Raw genomic sequence first — 16,007 nt, 5'->3', positions numbered from 1 at the left:
AAACACCTTTTAAGACTTAAAAGAAGCTATCAAAAGCACCACAAGAAGCAAAAGAGAAAAACCACAAAGAATACCTGTTAAACTCATTAAAAAATTATAGTTTTGCTGACCCAAAATATATAAAACTTCCAAAGGTAATTCAAGTTTCATAAAAAAATCCTTTAAAATAGGCTTTGAAAGTGTTACACATCGCCGAGAAGTTTTTAAAAAGCCTTTAAGTTGAATTGTCGGCGCTAGGCACTATTTTTTTAAAAAAATAGTGCAAAAAAACTAATCAACAACATCATTTAAGATTTTAATTGAAAATAATACAGATTTAGCAATAAAAAAAGTTGCTATAAGTAAAGCGATAAGCGAATTAGCAAAAAGAATTAATTTACCTACATCAAATACATTGCTAAAACCAAAACCCATAAAAAAACCTTAAATTGACTTAAGCATTTTTATACCGGCTTTAACAGCAACTATAGTCCCAATAGCAGCGATGACAATAGCAACACCAAAAGCAGAAGCTAACATTTTATGTTTAGAAATTTTCTTTAACATAACAATTCCTTATATTTTTATTAGAGAATTTAAATTCTCTTATATTTTCAACACCAAAAAATATAAGAAAATTCAAAAAGAAGTATTTAAAATATTTTAAATACTTCAAAAAAATTATTTTTTATCGGATTTTTTAAACTCGACACCTAAAAAATGTTCTATTGGATTATTCACTCTAACAACTCCATTATTATCAGGAATACCACCGTCAATAACAATAATTTCTTTATTTTTAAACTTATTGCGGATAAATGAGAGAACTTGACCAGCGGTTAAATTATCAGGGCAAATAATACGAAAGATAAGTTCTTTTTTAATAGTATCCAAAACGCCGGTTTTTTCATTTAAAACATCATAAACATTAGATGATTCTATTCTAACACTAGCAGAATAAGTCCTACCATCAAAAGAACCTTCAGCAACAGATCTAACAAGACCATTTGAAAGACTATAATTAATTAAATAATCTTGACTTACAATTTCCATTTTTACACCTTTCAAAAAAAATTAACACCTTTAAAAAAACTCCCTTTCAAGGTGTTAAGAAAAAAGGGAGCAGAGCAAAAGCTCAAAAATTAAATTCTAATAATTTGACTTTTCAGCTTTTGAAAAATTTAAAAAAATTTAGTAAAATTAAAAATAATTAAATATGAAATTATTTCAAATATATTTTAGAAATTATTTCATATAAAAAATAAAAAGTAGCTTAAAAATGAAAGAAATTCAAAATAAAATCAATAAAAAAGAAATATCAGAAAAACTAGACATAGAAATAAGAACACTCTATAATTGGGAAAAAACAAGACCAAAGTTGTATAATTTCATAGTTAATTCAATAAATAAAGAAAATGAAAGAAATTCAAAATTAGAAGAATTACAAAAATTATATGAAAATCTTACAGATTTAGAAAAAGAATATTATCTATCAGAAATGAAAACAAAAATATTAAAAAGAAAATTAAAAGAAAATGAATAAAAAAAGATATTAAAACACTTTATAATTGGGAAAAAACAACCCAGAATTATACAAAGCAGTAATTAGTTATTATTCCAAAAAAGAAAATAATCCAATGGAAAGCAAGTTATTAGAACTTTTTGAGAAATTAAACGAAAAGGAAAAAAATTCTATATTGCTGATATAGAAGCTAGAATATTAAAAAAAGAAATAGAATGAGTAAAAGAATCTTGATTTAAAAAAGAAATAAAAGAAAGCAATCAAGATTCTAAAAAATAGCTTTTGTAATTAATTACGATTATAAATTATAGTATATTTATTTATTATTTTTATAAAAAATAAAATAAAAAATAAAAATTTAAAAGAAAATGTTACTTTTATAAATACCAAGTATTATAATTTGATCTTTGTTTGTATCAATTAAATAAGGGATAACATAACCTTTAAAAATTAAATCTCTTATATTTTCATCATCAAAAGATAAAGATTTTCTATTTTTATAAGGCATAAAAGAAAGATTATGAATACTTTGTTCTAATTTATCTAAAAATAAATTAGCTTGTTTTACACTATCCAATGAAATAAAATCAGATATTACCCCTAATTCATTTAAAAAACGATCAGTTTGTATGATCTGCATTTATTTTAGACCTAACTTTTGAAAAAACTTCATCAGAAGTATATGTTTTTAATTTTCCTTGTTTATAAAGTTCTATATCTTTTTTATAATCTTCTATTCTTATCTTATGCTCTAAATAGGTTAAAGCGAGTTCTAAAACTTCTTTTTGACTTAAATTGTTATCTTTACAATAATTAGTTAAAAAATGTTCTGATTCTCTTGAAAGCTCTAAATACATATAACAATCCTTTCTTTTTTTGAAAATTATAACAAAAAAACATAATAAAATATTTTTATGAAAAAATCAATATTTATTAGGGTTCAAATCCCTCTCTGTCCGCCACCTTATAAATTTCATTTTATTTCATCTATTTTAGCAATTTTTATTGTTATAATTAATACCATCAAAACTTAATAAATCTAAAGGCAAGCTTCACATACTATGCAAATTTACGCTTCTATTGACTTGAAATCTTTTTATGCATCAGCTGAGTGCGTTTTAAGAAATTTAGATCCTTTAACAACTAATCTTATTGTAGCAGATGAAACAAGAACGGACAAAACCATCATACTAGCAGTTTCACCCGCGTTAAAAACTTACAATATACCCGGTAGATTAAGACTTTTTGAGTTTAAACAAAAAATCCATTTAATCAACCAAGAAAGACTAAAACAAGCTCAAAAACACCACTTTAAAGCTAAAAGTTTTAGTATATTAGAACTTGAAAATGATTTAAGTTTAGAATTAGACTACATTATTGTTAAGCCTAGAATGGCTACTTATATAGAATTTAGCACAAAAATATACAGCATTTATTTGAAGTATTTTGATGCTAAAGATATTCATATATACTCTATTGATGAAGTTTTTATCGATCTTAGTTCTTATCTTGAAAAATACAAACTATCAGCTTATGAGCTACTTACTAAGGTTTTACTTGATATTTCACACACAAGTAAAATCACCGCAACAGCAGGCATAGGCACAAATTTATACTTAGCTAAAATTGCTATGGATATACTCGCTAAAAGACAAAAAGCAGATGAAAATGGCTTGCTTATAGCCTTTTTAGATGAAAAATTATATAGATATAAATTGTGGCAGCATAAACCTTTAAAAGATTTTTGGCGTATAGGTAAAGGCATTGCCTTAAAACTTGCAGATTTAAACATTCATACTATGGGAGATCTTGCAAGATTTTCTTTAGAACATGAAGACTTGCTTTATAAACACTTTGGTGTTAATGCTGAACTTTTGATCGATCATGCATGGGGTATTGAAACTTGCACGATGAAAGATATTAAAAATTACAAATCACAAAATCACTCTAAAATCATGGCTAAGGTTTTGCCTTTTGCATATGATAATAATCAAGCAATAAAGGTTTTAAAAGAACTTGTAGATCATTTAGTACTTGAACTTATACAAAATAACCTTAAAACAAACCATATCACACTAGATATACAATATGATAAAAGCAATTTAGAAAATTCAAGTTTTTTAGGTTCTTATATAGGAGCTATTACTAAAGATAATTACGGAAGAGCTATACCTAAAAATGCTCACGGAAGTATGAATTTAGAAAATTTTACCCATTCTTTAAAAATCATCAACAAAAAAACCTTAGAACTTTTTTATAAAATCAGTGATAAAAACTTAAGTATTAGAAAAATCAGCCTAAGTTTAAATAATATCACAGATAAAGCTCAAGAAAATTACCAAGAATTAAATTTATTTAGTGATTTTAATGCAATTTCACAAGAGAAAAATCAACTTGAAAAAGAAGAAAAGCTCCAAAAAGCAAGACTTCAAATCATACAAAAATTTGGTAAAAAAGCTATTTTAAAAGCTTCAAGCTTGGATGATGAGACTAAAGAAATTACTTCTTTAATAGGAGGTCATAATGCATGATGATTATAAAGATATAATAGATATAAAATATCAAAAATCAAAACAATTTCCACCAATGTCAAGAGAAAAAAGAGCGGCACAATTTGCTCCATTTTCAGTACTAAATGGCTTTAGTAAAGCTATTTTAAAAACGCAAAAAGATATGGAAAAAGCATTAGAAAATAGTAAATATCAAGAAGAAAGCTAAGTTCTTCTTGATAAAATTTTATTTTGCATTAGAGTATTTTTCAAACTCTCCACTTTCATCGATTTCATTGCCATAAAGTTTGTGTAATTCATAGTAGTATTTTACAAATTCCTTACACTCTTCATCAAGCGGTAAAAACACCTCATCTTCTAAAACACAAAATTCATCTAAATAATTTTTAGCATCTTCTTTTAACATATAATGTCTTGCTAGCTTATAATAATTTTGCATAAACACAGCCTTAAAACTCTCGTAAGCTTCCTCATCAAATTTAATGTTTAATTTCTCATTTGCAAAAGATAACACCCCTGATTTAAACAACAATGACAAATGAATCAAACCTTCTGTATAGTAAGGCTTAACCTCCTCTACTCTTTGCCAAGCAATCAATCCTATAGCCCTTTTAATAAGCTCATAAAATACAGGAAGCTTTAAATCATCTTCTTCATGTAAAAAGAAATTCACAAGCCCACCCGCAGTAGCTTTAAACTCTTCTATATTTTTAAACACGCCACTTTCATTCATTTTCTTTTCGCTATCATTTGCCACAAAGAAAATATGTCCAAACTCATGACCTATGGTAGAAACTTCATAAATTCTTTTCCATAATTTTTCATTGTAAAATAAAATTTCTCTACCATAATCTAAAAATTCTTTTTCAAATACCATAGAAGAAAGCTTCATAAAGGGCTTGGTTTTAGCATTTTCATAAACATAATTTAAAAAAGCAAAGATCTTTTTACCTGCTATATTGCTTACATACTCATCATTTGGCACTACTTGAGCGGAAAAAAGCCCCTTAAGCTCTGCTCCATAAAAAATCATAGGCATACAAATATAAAGCTGAGTTTTTTCAAGATTAAAATTCACTTCATCAAACAAAGTTTCATCTTCTTCATCTAAATTTGCATACACCATCGCAAAGCTTTCTTTGATTTTATCTTTAAACTCACTCCCATTAAAATCACTCACATCTTCTAAGCGTATATCCCACTCAAGTGCTACTGCATGTGTATAAGAGTCCTCATAGTATTCTAAAGGATGGCCAATTTGCAATGGACATTTTACTTCCATCCACGCAAGCTCTGCTTCTTGCCATTTTTTAACTACTTCATTATTATCTTTTTCACAAAATGCAAATTTTAATTTTTCTATATAATCAATATAAGCATTTTTTTCATCATCTAGCACACAATTTCTTAGTTTTTCTAAAAGTTTATCAAATTCATATTCAAGCTTTAAAACTTCATTTTCAAAAGCTTTTGCATAAGGTAAAAATCTCCAAAGTGTTCCTATTTTAACTAAAGCTCCATAGCTTCTTTCACAAATTTCACTATCTTGATTTAGCTGATAAAGCTCATTTTGTTTTAAAAACTCCAAAGCATCGCTTAAATTTGGAAATTGTTCTTTTAAGATTTTATTATTTGTATCTAAAATTTGCTTGCTCCAAACAAGCTCAAAAGAATTCATAACTACACCTATATTATGCACACCTTGAACTAGAGCCAAATAAAACTCATCAAGTAAATTTTTACTCTTAATCTCATCGATTAAATCTTGATGCTCTACCTCATAAAAGGCTCTTACTAAAGAAAAAACTTTATATTTTATTTGAGAAATTTCTTCTTCATTTAAACCTTTTTTCTCAAGTTCTTGGACTAAATTTTCCTCTTTTAAATCCACCAAACGACGCAACATTGCTAAAACATTGCTTTTTTCATTTTCAAGATTAGCTAGTTCTAAAGCTCTATCTATCAAAGGATGACTTTGATTAGTTTGAAGTATATTATAAAGACTATTGATATTTTGTTTCCTATTTTTCACAATTTTTGCTATTTGCTTAAAATCATTCATTTTTTACCTTTCTTTATTTTTAAAACTTAATTATAATGTTTTTTTTAAAACACAAGGAGAATGTATGAAAGATATGGGAGAACCTAAACTAAGAGTTATAGCTATGCCAAGCAATACAAACCCCGCTGGTAATATCTTTGGTGGTTGGATCATGTCACAAATTGATCTAGCTGGAGCCATTGCAGCAAGGGAGCTTTCTCCGCAAAGAGTAGTAACTGTAGCAGTGGATAAGATCATTTTTAAAGAACCAATTTTCGTAGGTGATTTGGTATCTTGCTATGCAAAAATCATCAAAGCAGGTAATACTTCTATCACCGTAGAAGTAGAAGTAGTTACCCAAAGAGCCAATGATTATGGCCGTGTATATTGCATGCATGTAACTTCAGCTGTGGTAACTTATGTAAGTGTAGATAAAGACGGAAATAAACTTCCTATTGATGCGGATTTAAAAAGATTGCACGGCTTTTGATATGTTTTATTGTATTTTCAAAAAAAATTTTATATCATCACAGAAAACTTTCTAAGGCTTATATATGCGCGGATATAAAATATTTTCTGGTTCAGCAAATGAGGAATTTGCTAAAAAAATCTCAAAATACCTTTCACTGCCTCTAAGCAATGCGGGTGTGAAGCGTTTTAGTGATGGTGAAATTAGCATTCAAATAGATGAAAGCGTGCGTGGTAAAGATGTATTTATCATTCAAAGTACTTGTGCTCCAACAAATGATAATCTAATGGAACTTTTAATCATGACAGATGCTCTGCGTCGCTCAAGTGCAAGCTCTATCACAGCTATCATCCCTTATTTTGGCTATGCTAGACAAGATAGAAAAGCAAGTCCTAGGGTGCCTATTACTGCAAAATTAGTAGCAAATCTTATAGAATCAGCAGGGGTAGATAGAGTAGCTACCATAGACTTACATGCTGGACAAATTCAAGGCTTTTTTGATATACCTGTGGATAATCTTTATGGAAGTATTATTTTTAATGATTATATTAAAAATAAAAACTATAAAAACCCTATCATCGCAAGTCCTGATATAGGCGGTATAGCAAGAGCTAGGAGCGTAGCAAAAGCTTTAGGACTTGATATAGTTATAGTAGATAAAAGACGCGAAAAGGCTAATGAAAGCGAAGTAATGAATGTCATCGGTGATGTAAAAGATAAAGAAGTAATTTTGGTAGATGATATTATCGATACAGCAGGAACCATAGTAAAAGCTGCTGAAGTATTTAAAAGCAAAGGTGCAAAGTCAGTTATAGCTTGCTGTACCCACCCTGTGCTTAGTGGCGTAGCTTATGAAAGAATAGCCAAAGATGCGCTTGATGAGCTAGTAGTAACTGACACTATACCTTTAAAACAACAAATGGATAAAATCAAAGTCCTAAGCGTAGCACCTATTTTTGGCGAGGTAATACGCAGAGTTTATCACAATGAAAGTGTGAATTCTTTATTTGTATAAATTCTTTGCAAGAATAGCCTTGCAAAGAATTATTCTGTAAAGCTTGGAATATATTTTAAGACTTCTTTTCTAAGCTCTTCATTTTCTCTTAATAATTTTAAAACCGATTTTGCATAAGTATCTTTTGTTTTGCCTACTTTGCTTAAAAATACACCATTTTCAAGAATTCCTTTTTGATTAAATATTTTTAATAATTCATCATAGTCTTTACTTTCATATACAGAATTAAATTTATTTTCAATATCTTTATGTAAGTTTTCAAAACCTATTAGTTGCTCCAAAGAACTAATCTTTTCTTGTATTTGTTTGGGTGTTTTTGATTCTTTAAATATAGATTTTAATTTATGTTTTACTTCTTTTTCTAATTTTTCTGAAATTTGACTTTGTAGAACATTTTTATATTTTATTTCAAAGATATAATCTTTTACTTCTTCAAATTTTTCTCTTGCGTCTGATTGTTCTAAAATAGCTAAAATAATGCATTCTAATAAAAACAAATTTTCTACTTCAGCTACTTCTAAAACTTTCACTTTATTTTTATTTGCACTATCTATTTCCTCTTGTGTTCTAAAATCTCTATCTATAATCCCATAAGCATTGAAACCATGCAAGGCATTTTGTTCGTTGAAAGTTTTTGTATAGTTTAAAACATTTTCGCAACTACTGCATGGAATGATTTGATATTGTGGATATAATATACTATAAATTTTAGTGTCTAAACTTTCACTTTTTCCCTCTACAAATAAAATATCTCTTCTAGCACCTAAAAGTTTTAAAAATAATTCTTGTGACATATCATTTTTTTCTATTTTTTCTATTTCCCATTTTTGCCCATTGTAGGATTTAATCCAAAATTTATCCGCTTCTATATGATTTGCAGCAAAATTTAAATCATGCGTTATGTATATAAATAAACAATCTTGCCTATGCTTTTCTAAAACACTCCAAAGTCTGTTAGTTAAAGATGGATGTAAGTGTAATTCTGGCTCATCGATTAAAATAATTTTTTCTTCGATACACAAAACATACATTATCAAGTATAATACAGCTCTTTCTCCATCACTCATCATTCTTGCTTCATATTTGTTTTGCTCATTCATAATGCATAAAAATTCATCTTTTATAAGATCTATTTTTCTATGAGGAAAAATTTCTTTCCAAATATTTTTAGTTTTATCTATGATATTTTCAATTCTAATACCATTTCTATGTTCTTGTCTTAATTGTTCTTGTTCATAAGATAAAACATAGCTTAAAAGCTTATCATAATCGCTATGAAGTTTTATTGTTGCATTTTCAAATCCATTAAATTTTAATTGCCATATATCATTATATGGATTAATATTTCCATAGAATAAATCATTCTTAGCTTCATTATATTTATATCTTATTATACGATCTGATATAGTTATGTCTCTTTGAGCTGGAATTCTATATAAATTTCCGCATTCTTTTTCCATCCAAGCCCCAAGCCTACTTTTACCTGAGCCATTAGCACCTACGATTATGATAGAATTTGCATTTGTTTTAAATTCTTTTTTATCTCCATTTTCATCAGGCAAATAATAAATATATTCTTCCATCTTAATTCCTTAATAATGCTATATATTCACTTTGTTTTTCGTTTAAGACTTTAAAAGTGCTTATCATGTAAGAAAATTCATCATCACTTAAACTATAAAGTTCTTTAACTAATAAGTCATTTTTTGCTCTTAAGACATCATAAGCTTTTTTAGTTTTTGGAATTTCATCATCTTTTATGTTAAATTCTTGTTTTAGCTCATCAAAATGATGATTTTTATCATTATAAAGCTGCAAAAGTAAGGCATTTTTAGCTAGAGTTTTATAGATTTCATTGTTTTGAATTTCTTTATCACTTGGTTGAGGCAGAGGAATTCTTTCTAAGTAGGTTTTACTTACATTGATTTGCACCATATTTCTTATGATAAAATCAACCACTAAAGAATTAAACAAAGCCAAAGTAAATAAAATTCTTTCATAAGGCACTACATCTATACAAATTTCATCATCTTTTAAAATATATAGTTTTGGTACATTTGCAAACATACTATGTCCAAAACCACAATTTTTTGGCAATAAAGAAGCTATCAAAGTTCTCTCATCAGTATCTCTTGCAACAGCTCTATAAGCAAGTCTAAAAAATTCTCTATCATACTTTATCAATTCAGGCTTTAGTTCTTTGCTGGTGGCCTTTTTAGCTCTTAAAAGTTCTTTGCTTTTTAAACGCTCATCAAATTTAGCCTTTTCTAAAAAATAAGTAGCTTGGCTAAAATTTGCATTAAATTGATGTATCATTTTACCTTCATATAAGGGCAAAAGTCCTTCCCTAAACTCTTCTATAAACAAATCTTTATCACTAGTCATATTTAATTCTTGTCTAAAATCTATATAATCAAAAGACAAGGTTTGAAAAGTATTGTAGCATTTTCTTAGAATTTCTAAAGCTTGCTTGTCTTTTAGCTCCATTAAGGCTAGGTGAGTTGGGCTTAGCTTTTTGATATCTTCTAAGCTTAGAGTTAAAATTTCATCTTTGTTTTTTAATGAGTTTATATCTGTTTTATAAAACATTGTTTTGATTTTGTGAGTGTGATTTGCTTGCGTGTTTTTTATAAGCATAAGAGCAAATTTATAGCTTCTATGAACATCTATAAAGATAGCTTTATTGTTTTCAAAACTATAAAAATACTCTAAAGTTTTATTTTCTAAAATTTCTTTTCTTAAAGTCAAGCTTCCATCTTCAAACATCAAAGCACTAGGAAGCACATAAGCTAAATTTCCATCTTGTTTTAAAAGAGAAAGATTTTTTTCTACAAAAAGACGAAATAAATTAATATCTTTTGTTAAAGAATTAGACATAAATGTGTTTTTATAATAAACATTAATTACATCTATATATGCTTTTTGTTTTTCATAATTTTGCTTTATATAATCTTTCGCTAGCAAATTGTCTTGAATTTCTTTTTTCTTGCTAGCGATTAAGCTTCTATAATCGCTTTTATATTGTGGAAAGAAATCATTGTCACTAAATTCTGATTTATCCCAAGGTGGATTACCTATGATGATATCAAAGCCTTTAAAGACTTGATTTTCTATGATTTCAGGAAATTCTAACTCATAGTTAAAGAAGTTAAATTCTTTTTGATATTTGCTAATGATAGCTTTTGCTTGTTTATTTTGGCTTAAATTTTGTATATCATCTTGACTTAGGGCTTTTAGAATCTGTAATTCTTCTTTGTTAGCAAAATGAAGTGAGTTGATATAGTTTAGATATAAATTTAACTTATCAAGTTTTGGTGTGATTTCATTTTGATAGATTTGTTTGGATTGTTTGATTTGTTCTTCGTTGGTATCTTGTAGATTATCAAGCTTTTCAAATACTTCTTGTAAAATTTCAAATTCTTGAGTAATGGAATTTGTGAAAATATTTTCTTTATTTTGCTTTATTAAATTTTCAAAATCACTTATACTTGAGCCTAGCAAAGCATTGCCACATTTTATGTGATGTTCTATAAAAGAAAGTGGGGTTCCAAAGATAAAACTATCTATCCAAAGACTAAGCTTAGTAAGCTCTATACTAAATGGATTTAAATCCACTCCATAAATAATGCGTTTTAGCAAAAGTCGTTTTAAAACATCACTTTCATCTAACTCATAATCTTGCGTGAAATCTTTTATATGATTTGCGATATTTTCTTTTTCTTGTTCGTGGAGTTGCTTTAAATTTGTAAAATGTTCAAAATCTGATAAAACAATATGCGTGATAGCATTTAAAACCGCAACTAAAAAATGCCCACTACCGCAAGCATTGTCTAGAATTTTAAATTTCAAAATATTTTCATTGTTTAGTTTGTCTTTTAAAGCACTTTGGATTAAAAAATTAGCTATGGATTGAGGTGTATAAAAGCTTGCACTTGCTTTTCTTGAGTTGCTAGTATTTTTTAGATAAATTTGTCCTTTTTCATAAAAGGTGTATTTTTCTAATTTTTTTGATTTTTCTAAAATTTTAAAATCATAATTATCAAAATAACACTCTATTTCTTTTGATTTTTCTTTATAGCTTACATAGTAAATATCTTCATTTGCTACTTCAAAAAAGTAAGAAAGCAAGCCTTCATAAATCGTGCCTAAATGCTCTATACTTAAGGTTTTATAATCTCTTTTAAAAGTTAAATTTTTATCTTTGTAGTATAATAATTGTTCTAAAATTTTCTTCAAGTCTTTATCGCTGAAAATCTTTGGTGTGTTTAAAAGAGTGGTTTTGCTCTCATCAAACAACCCACCATTGAAAACAGGCATGTCAAAATTGCCTTTGCCTTTATTATAAATTTGAAATATCATTTCTAAATCGCCAAAGCCAGCACTTGAGCTTTCATCATCGCTTAAATTTTGCAATAAAGTTTTTATGCTAATTTTGCTTTTGAAGTATTTATGCTTTTCTAAGATATTTTCAAATTTATCTTCAAAATAAGCAATAAATAAAAGCCTAAACACAAAATATAAAGAATTTTCATAGATTAGCTTTAAATCAGCTTTAGTTTTGTTATAAATCTTAGAACCTATAAATTCAAATAAAGATTCATTGCCATTAGTTCCATAGATGATAGATTTTAAATCATCTTCTATTTTTATTTTTGATTCTTTATTAACTTGTAAAGATTTTTCTATGTGTTTTTCTTCCGTATAACTTGCTGAAGCAAAAATACTATAAAAATACGCAAAAGCTTGGTAGTTTTTATCTTTTATGATGTGTTCTAAATTTATCTCATAAAATACCTTGTTTGCACTAAGTGTAGAGTTATCATAAAAACGCCAAAATCTACCATTAGTTAAAAAGCCATAATTTTTCTTAAGATTACTAAGATATCTTAAAATTTGAAAATGGGGATTTTCTTTTACTTTTTTATTATCTATTTGCACATCATAGGCTTTTGACTCCATGATAATAGTGAATTCATTGCTTGATTTTTTTGTTTCTTTGTCTAAATTTTCATAATTTGCTTTTATATTTTCATCACTAAAAAGCAAAAAATCGGGCTTTTCTAATTTACCTTGTATGATCTTTTCATCTTGTCTTATAAATTTCCACCCTAAAATGTCTAACACTTTTGATATAAATTCATCTTCAAATTGATGTTCGTTATAATTTTGAAAATTTCTTTGAGTGGCGTTGTATAGACAGATTATATTATCTAAGGTTGTTTTATATGTGTTTTCATTTTTAGTAAAATTATAAATATTTGGAAAATCCACCTCTAGAGCATAGTTGGTAAAAAGATTATTATCAAGATATTTTTTAATTTCTTCATAAAAATTCATAGAACAACCTTAGTATTTTTTAAAATGATAACAAAAAGAACTTTTTAAAATGCTAAGAAATACTATCAAGCTTTATAATGAATTTAAATTTAGAATTAATAAAAACCTTACCATCTATCTTAAAAGAAGCCTTCCTTGAAGTCCTATCAATAATAAGAAACCTTTGATGAAATAAAATTATTAAAATACTAAATTCTAATAAATTGATATATGAAAGATTAAATTTGGTGGAGACGAGGGGAATTGAACCCCTGTCCAAAAATAAAACAACCACGGCATCTACATGCTTAGCAAAGGTGAAAATTTCATCTAGCCAAACTCACCTTCCAAAATTTCAAGCTAGACTAAGACTTTAACTTCAATCAAAACTTGTCAAATTTCAATCTACACTATCGAAAATGACCAAATCCTAAGCTAGATAGTATCACTTAAAATTCAGGCTCAACTGAACTTACGCAGCTTTAGCGTAAGCAGGAGCAAATTTAACGTTGTTTGCGTTTAATTTTAATTTGAGCTTTATACGCTTTGCTCAAAGCGACATGCCACCAAGGCCACTCTACTCCTGTCGAAGCCAAGTCGTCCCCGTTATTTAGAAATTTTATCAGGAACATTTGCAATTTGAGGGTTAAATACACTTAAAAAAGAAGCATTTTTTTCATAATCACTGCAATATCTATCAAGCTGCTCACCCACTAAAAACATCCAATCCACAAATTCATCGCTAGCAGGCCCATCAAATTTAGCTGCTTCTTGCATAATTTCCTCACAAAATGTGCAAAAATTTGCAATCTCATCTAAATTTAATCTTTTAGCAGCCCAAACTACATTGTGAATATTTTGTTCTAAGTCTTTTAAAGCTTCTTTGTATTTTGAGCTATCACTGCTTAGCTTTACTATCAAAGGCTCTAAAACATCGCAAAGACTTCTAAAAAAATACAAAAAACGCTCGATTTCTTCAAGCTCGTAATCTAACTCTAATTGCTCTAAAATTCCCATAAAAACTTCTATAATCTAAGTTTAAATGTTTATTTTAGCAAATTTTAGATAAAATTAAAATTTCTTAGCAAAATAAAATGGAAAAAATATGGATAGAATCGTAGAGATTGAAAAATTCTCCCCTGATGAAACTTATGAAACAAGTCTTAGACCTTCAAATTTTGATGGCTACATAGGACAAGAAAACATTAAAAAAAATTTAGAAATTTTCATTAAAGCTGCTAAAAAAAGAAATGAATGTCTAGATCATATCCTTTTTAGTGGGCCTGCAGGACTTGGTAAGACAACTTTAGCAAACATTATCTCATATGAAATGAATGCAAATATCAAAACTACCGCTGCACCCATGATAGAAAAAAGCGGAGATTTAGCTGCGATTTTAACTAACCTTAGTGAGGGAGATATTTTATTTATCGATGAAATTCATCGCTTAAGTCCCGCCATAGAAGAAGTGCTTTACCCTGCTATGGAGGATTTTCGTCTTGATATCATCATCGGCAGTGGACCTGCTGCACAAACGATAAAAATCGATTTACCCAAATTTACTTTAATAGGTGCTACTACAAGAGCAGGTATGCTAAGTAATCCTTTACGCGATCGCTTTGGTATGCAATTTCGCTTGGAATTTTATAAAAATGAAGAGCTTGCTATCATTTTAGAAAAAGCAGCTCTAAAGCTTAATAAAACTTGTGAAAAAAAAGCTTCTTTAGAAATAGCCAAACGCAGTCGCTCAACCCCAAGAATAGCATTAAGATTGCTTAAGCGTGTAAGAGACTTTGCTGATGTAAATGATGAAGAAATCATTAGCGAAAAAAGAGCTAAAGAAGCGCTTGATTCTTTAGGGGTAAATGAGCTTGGTTTTGACGCGATGGATTTGCGGTATTTAGAGCTTTTAACTGAAGCTAAAAGAAAACCTATAGGACTTTCTAGTATAGCTGCAGCATTAAGTGAGGATGAAAATACCATAGAAGATGTGATAGAGCCATATTTACTAGCAAATGGTTATATAGAAAGAACAGCCAAAGGTCGCATTGCAAGCTTAAAAAGCTTTGATGTTTTAAAATTAAAATATAACAAAGGTTTATTTGATGAAAAGTAGTAATTTTTTCTTGATTAGTTTTATTTTGATCATTTTATTTTGGGTACTTTTTTTGTTTAAACCTTTTTTGATGAATATAGCCATAGCAAGTTTAATGGCTGTTTCTACTTCTAATGTTAATGTTAAATTTTTAAGTATTTTCAAAGGTAAAAAAGTCGTTGCTGCAGCAGCTACTACTGCTTTTATGCTAGCTTTATTTTTTATCCCTTTTGTATATGCTATTATAGAGCTAGCAAAGGCTGCAAAAGGTTTTGATATAAGCTATTTTCACAATACCATAGAATATTTTAAAAATTATTCCCTACACCTACCCGAATCTTTAAGCTTTATAGAACCCAAAATCAAAGAAGCATTAGCAAGTATTGACTTAAATTCTATCTCTAAAAATGTTTTAACCTATCTTTCAAGCGCAACTAAATTTGGCACTAAATTTCTAACTGACATGGTATTAATTTGCGTATTTTATTTCTTTGCTAATCTTTATGGAGCCCAACTCATTGGCTATATAAAAAGCATAGTGCCTATGAAAAAAGAAGAAACTCAAGGCATTTTAAGTGAAGTGAGTAATGTAATGTCTGTGGTGTTTTATTCTATGGTGCTAAATGCCATTTTACAAGGGGTGCTTTTTGCTATCATTACTAAATTTTATGGTTATGATGCGATTTTAATGGGAATATTATTTTGCTTTAGCTCTTTAATCCCTGTGGTAGGTGGGGCCTTAGTTTATGTGCCTGTCTCTTTATATGAATTTGCAAATAATAATCTAAGCGGTGCTTTAGTGATTTTCATTTATAGCGTGGTAATGATATCTTTTATCGCAGATACTTTAGTAAAACCTTATATCATTAAATGGATCAATGAAAAACTTGTTCAAATTCCAACACAAATTAACGAACTTTTAATTTTCTTTGCGATGATAGCAGGAATTTCAAGTTTTGGCTTTTGGGGTATTATCCTTGGACCTGCTATTTTAACTTTCTTTATTTCTACTTTAAAATTATATGTGATTTTAAAAGAAAAGCATTTTGTATAAAAGCGA

17 protein-coding genes and 1 other RNA gene are annotated in these 16,007 nt (G+C 28.1%); 7 read left to right on the top strand and 11 right to left on the bottom strand.

What is annotated here, in order from left to right:
* Positions 1–9: 9 nt before the first annotated feature.
* The 4 genes from L8X97_RS03040 to L8X97_RS03025 all read right to left on the bottom strand — a co-directional run bounded on the left by L8X97_RS03040 (position 10) and on the right by L8X97_RS03025 (position 1,032).
* A complete protein-coding gene (locus tag L8X97_RS03040) occupies positions 10–150 on the bottom strand; it encodes a hypothetical protein (RefSeq protein ID WP_165955277.1) in 141 nt (46 codons plus the stop codon).
* A gap of 120 nt (positions 151–270) precedes the next feature.
* The gene (locus L8X97_RS03035; protein ID WP_263662594.1) at positions 271–414 is read right to left on the bottom strand and encodes a hypothetical protein; all 144 of its coding nucleotides are present in this window, start codon (positions 412–414) and stop codon (positions 271–273) included.
* Between the two features lie 9 nt (positions 415–423).
* On the bottom strand, positions 424–546 hold the full coding sequence (locus tag L8X97_RS03030) for a hypothetical protein (protein ID WP_263662592.1): 123 nt from the start codon (positions 544–546) through the stop codon (positions 424–426).
* Positions 547–660: 114 nt separating this feature from the next.
* Complete coding sequence (locus L8X97_RS03025; RefSeq protein ID WP_133319750.1) at positions 661–1,032, bottom strand: hypothetical protein; 372 nt, start codon at positions 1,030–1,032, stop codon at positions 661–663.
* A gap of 226 nt (positions 1,033–1,258) precedes the next feature.
* Between L8X97_RS03025 and L8X97_RS03020 the strand changes: the two genes are divergently transcribed.
* Positions 1,259–1,522 carry a TetR/AcrR family transcriptional regulator gene (locus tag L8X97_RS03020; protein ID WP_243705656.1) on the top strand — a complete coding sequence of 88 codons (264 nt, stop codon included), beginning with the start codon at positions 1,259–1,261 and terminating at the stop codon, positions 1,520–1,522.
* 337 nt (positions 1,523–1,859) lie between these two features.
* On the opposite strand, the gene L8X97_RS03015 is transcribed toward L8X97_RS03020, so the two are convergent.
* Together L8X97_RS03015 and L8X97_RS03010 are read right to left on the bottom strand one after the other, a co-directional pair.
* On the bottom strand, positions 1,860–2,141 hold the full coding sequence (locus L8X97_RS03015; RefSeq protein ID WP_133319751.1) for a type II toxin-antitoxin system RelE/ParE family toxin: 282 nt from the start codon (positions 2,139–2,141) through the stop codon (positions 1,860–1,862).
* Positions 2,122–2,358 carry a hypothetical protein gene (locus L8X97_RS03010; RefSeq protein ID WP_133319752.1) on the bottom strand — a complete coding sequence of 79 codons (237 nt, stop codon included), beginning with the start codon at positions 2,356–2,358 and terminating at the stop codon, positions 2,122–2,124. The genes L8X97_RS03015 and L8X97_RS03010 overlap by 20 nt, the downstream gene beginning before the upstream one ends.
* Before the next feature lie 204 nt (positions 2,359–2,562).
* Between L8X97_RS03010 and L8X97_RS03005 the strand changes: the two genes are divergently transcribed.
* Both L8X97_RS03005 and L8X97_RS03000 read left to right on the top strand, forming a co-directional pair.
* Positions 2,563–4,032, top strand: coding sequence for a DNA methylase (locus L8X97_RS03005; RefSeq protein ID WP_263662590.1), 1,470 nt, complete (start codon positions 2,563–2,565; stop codon positions 4,030–4,032).
* On the top strand, positions 4,025–4,219 hold the full coding sequence (locus L8X97_RS03000) for a hypothetical protein (protein ID WP_039668753.1): 195 nt from the start codon (positions 4,025–4,027) through the stop codon (positions 4,217–4,219). Before L8X97_RS03005 ends, L8X97_RS03000 begins: the two co-directional genes overlap by 8 nt.
* 18 nt (positions 4,220–4,237) lie before the next feature.
* Here the strand turns inward: L8X97_RS03000 and ciaB are convergent, their stop codons facing one another.
* The gene (ciaB, locus tag L8X97_RS02995; RefSeq protein ID WP_263662588.1) at positions 4,238–6,073 is read right to left on the bottom strand and encodes an invasion protein CiaB; all 1,836 of its coding nucleotides are present in this window, start codon (positions 6,071–6,073) and stop codon (positions 4,238–4,240) included.
* A 64-nt stretch (positions 6,074–6,137) separates the two neighbouring features.
* On the opposite strand from ciaB, the gene L8X97_RS02990 reads away from it, so the two are divergent.
* Positions 6,138–6,542, top strand: a complete 405-nt coding sequence (locus L8X97_RS02990) for an acyl-CoA thioesterase (protein ID WP_133319755.1) — start codon at positions 6,138–6,140, stop codon at positions 6,540–6,542.
* A gap of 64 nt (positions 6,543–6,606) precedes the next feature.
* Positions 6,607–7,536 (top strand): ribose-phosphate pyrophosphokinase, encoded by a 930-nt coding sequence (locus L8X97_RS02985; RefSeq protein WP_039619082.1) that lies wholly within the window; start codon positions 6,607–6,609, stop codon positions 7,534–7,536.
* A gap of 29 nt (positions 7,537–7,565) precedes the next feature.
* Here L8X97_RS02985 and L8X97_RS02980 read toward each other — a convergent pair whose 3' ends face one another.
* The 4 genes from L8X97_RS02980 to L8X97_RS02965 form a co-directional block, all read right to left on the bottom strand.
* Entirely contained in the window at positions 7,566–9,119 is a 1,554-nt protein-coding gene (locus L8X97_RS02980; RefSeq protein WP_263659275.1) for a DUF4435 domain-containing protein, read from the bottom strand.
* 1 nt (position 9,120) lies between these two features.
* The gene (locus tag L8X97_RS02975; protein ID WP_263662586.1) at positions 9,121–12,873 is read right to left on the bottom strand and encodes a class I SAM-dependent DNA methyltransferase; all 3,753 of its coding nucleotides are present in this window, start codon (positions 12,871–12,873) and stop codon (positions 9,121–9,123) included.
* A 225-nt stretch (positions 12,874–13,098) separates the two neighbouring features.
* Positions 13,099–13,457, bottom strand: a transfer-messenger RNA (tmRNA) gene (gene ssrA, locus L8X97_RS02970).
* A gap of 1 nt (position 13,458) precedes the next feature.
* Positions 13,459–13,869: a hypothetical protein gene (locus tag L8X97_RS02965; RefSeq protein ID WP_039619086.1), complete on the bottom strand. Its 411-nt coding sequence runs from the start codon at positions 13,867–13,869 to the stop codon at positions 13,459–13,461.
* An 88-nt stretch (positions 13,870–13,957) separates the two neighbouring features.
* Between L8X97_RS02965 and ruvB the strand changes: the two genes are divergently transcribed.
* Together ruvB and L8X97_RS02955 are read left to right on the top strand one after the other, a co-directional pair.
* On the top strand, positions 13,958–14,968 hold the full coding sequence (gene ruvB / locus L8X97_RS02960) for a Holliday junction branch migration DNA helicase RuvB (protein ID WP_039619088.1): 1,011 nt from the start codon (positions 13,958–13,960) through the stop codon (positions 14,966–14,968).
* Complete coding sequence (locus tag L8X97_RS02955; RefSeq protein ID WP_133319757.1) at positions 14,958–16,001, top strand: AI-2E family transporter; 1,044 nt, start codon at positions 14,958–14,960, stop codon at positions 15,999–16,001. Before ruvB ends, L8X97_RS02955 begins: the two co-directional genes overlap by 11 nt.
* The last annotated feature ends 6 nt before the right edge of the window (positions 16,002–16,007 follow it).

The sequence above is a fragment of the Campylobacter sp. CNRCH_2013_0671h genome (assembly GCF_025773055.1).
Taxonomy (GTDB): domain Bacteria; phylum Campylobacterota; class Campylobacteria; order Campylobacterales; family Campylobacteraceae; genus Campylobacter_D; species Campylobacter_D lari_D.
This window is presented reverse-complemented; position numbering and strand designations above follow the sequence as displayed.

Coding starts and splice junctions, on each gene's coding strand:
- L8X97_RS03040 (WP_165955277.1), bottom strand. CDS start 150: ATGAAACTTGAATTACCTTTGGAAGTTTTATATATTTTGGGTCAGCAA.
- L8X97_RS03035 (WP_263662594.1), bottom strand. CDS start 414: ATGGGTTTTGGTTTTAGCAATGTATTTGATGTAGGTAAATTAATTCTT.
- L8X97_RS03030 (WP_263662592.1), bottom strand. CDS start 546: ATGTTAAAGAAAATTTCTAAACATAAAATGTTAGCTTCTGCTTTTGGT.
- L8X97_RS03025 (WP_133319750.1), bottom strand. CDS start 1,032: ATGGAAATTGTAAGTCAAGATTATTTAATTAATTATAGTCTTTCAAAT.
- L8X97_RS03020 (WP_243705656.1), top strand. CDS start 1,259: ATGAAAGAAATTCAAAATAAAATCAATAAAAAAGAAATATCAGAAAAA.
- L8X97_RS03015 (WP_133319751.1), bottom strand. CDS start 2,141: ATGCAGATCATACAAACTGATCGTTTTTTAAATGAATTAGGGGTAATA.
- L8X97_RS03010 (WP_133319752.1), bottom strand. CDS start 2,358: ATGTATTTAGAGCTTTCAAGAGAATCAGAACATTTTTTAACTAATTAT.
- L8X97_RS03005 (WP_263662590.1), top strand. CDS start 2,563: ATGCAAATTTACGCTTCTATTGACTTGAAATCTTTTTATGCATCAGCT.
- L8X97_RS03000 (WP_039668753.1), top strand. CDS start 4,025: ATGCATGATGATTATAAAGATATAATAGATATAAAATATCAAAAATCA.
- ciaB (WP_263662588.1), bottom strand. CDS start 6,073: ATGAATGATTTTAAGCAAATAGCAAAAATTGTGAAAAATAGGAAACAA.
- L8X97_RS02990 (WP_133319755.1), top strand. CDS start 6,138: ATGAAAGATATGGGAGAACCTAAACTAAGAGTTATAGCTATGCCAAGC.
- L8X97_RS02985 (WP_039619082.1), top strand. CDS start 6,607: ATGCGCGGATATAAAATATTTTCTGGTTCAGCAAATGAGGAATTTGCT.
- L8X97_RS02980 (WP_263659275.1), bottom strand. CDS start 9,119: ATGGAAGAATATATTTATTATTTGCCTGATGAAAATGGAGATAAAAAA.
- L8X97_RS02975 (WP_263662586.1), bottom strand. CDS start 12,873: ATGAATTTTTATGAAGAAATTAAAAAATATCTTGATAATAATCTTTTT.
- L8X97_RS02965 (WP_039619086.1), bottom strand. CDS start 13,869: ATGGGAATTTTAGAGCAATTAGAGTTAGATTACGAGCTTGAAGAAATC.
- ruvB (WP_039619088.1), top strand. CDS start 13,958: ATGGATAGAATCGTAGAGATTGAAAAATTCTCCCCTGATGAAACTTAT.
- L8X97_RS02955 (WP_133319757.1), top strand. CDS start 14,958: ATGAAAAGTAGTAATTTTTTCTTGATTAGTTTTATTTTGATCATTTTA.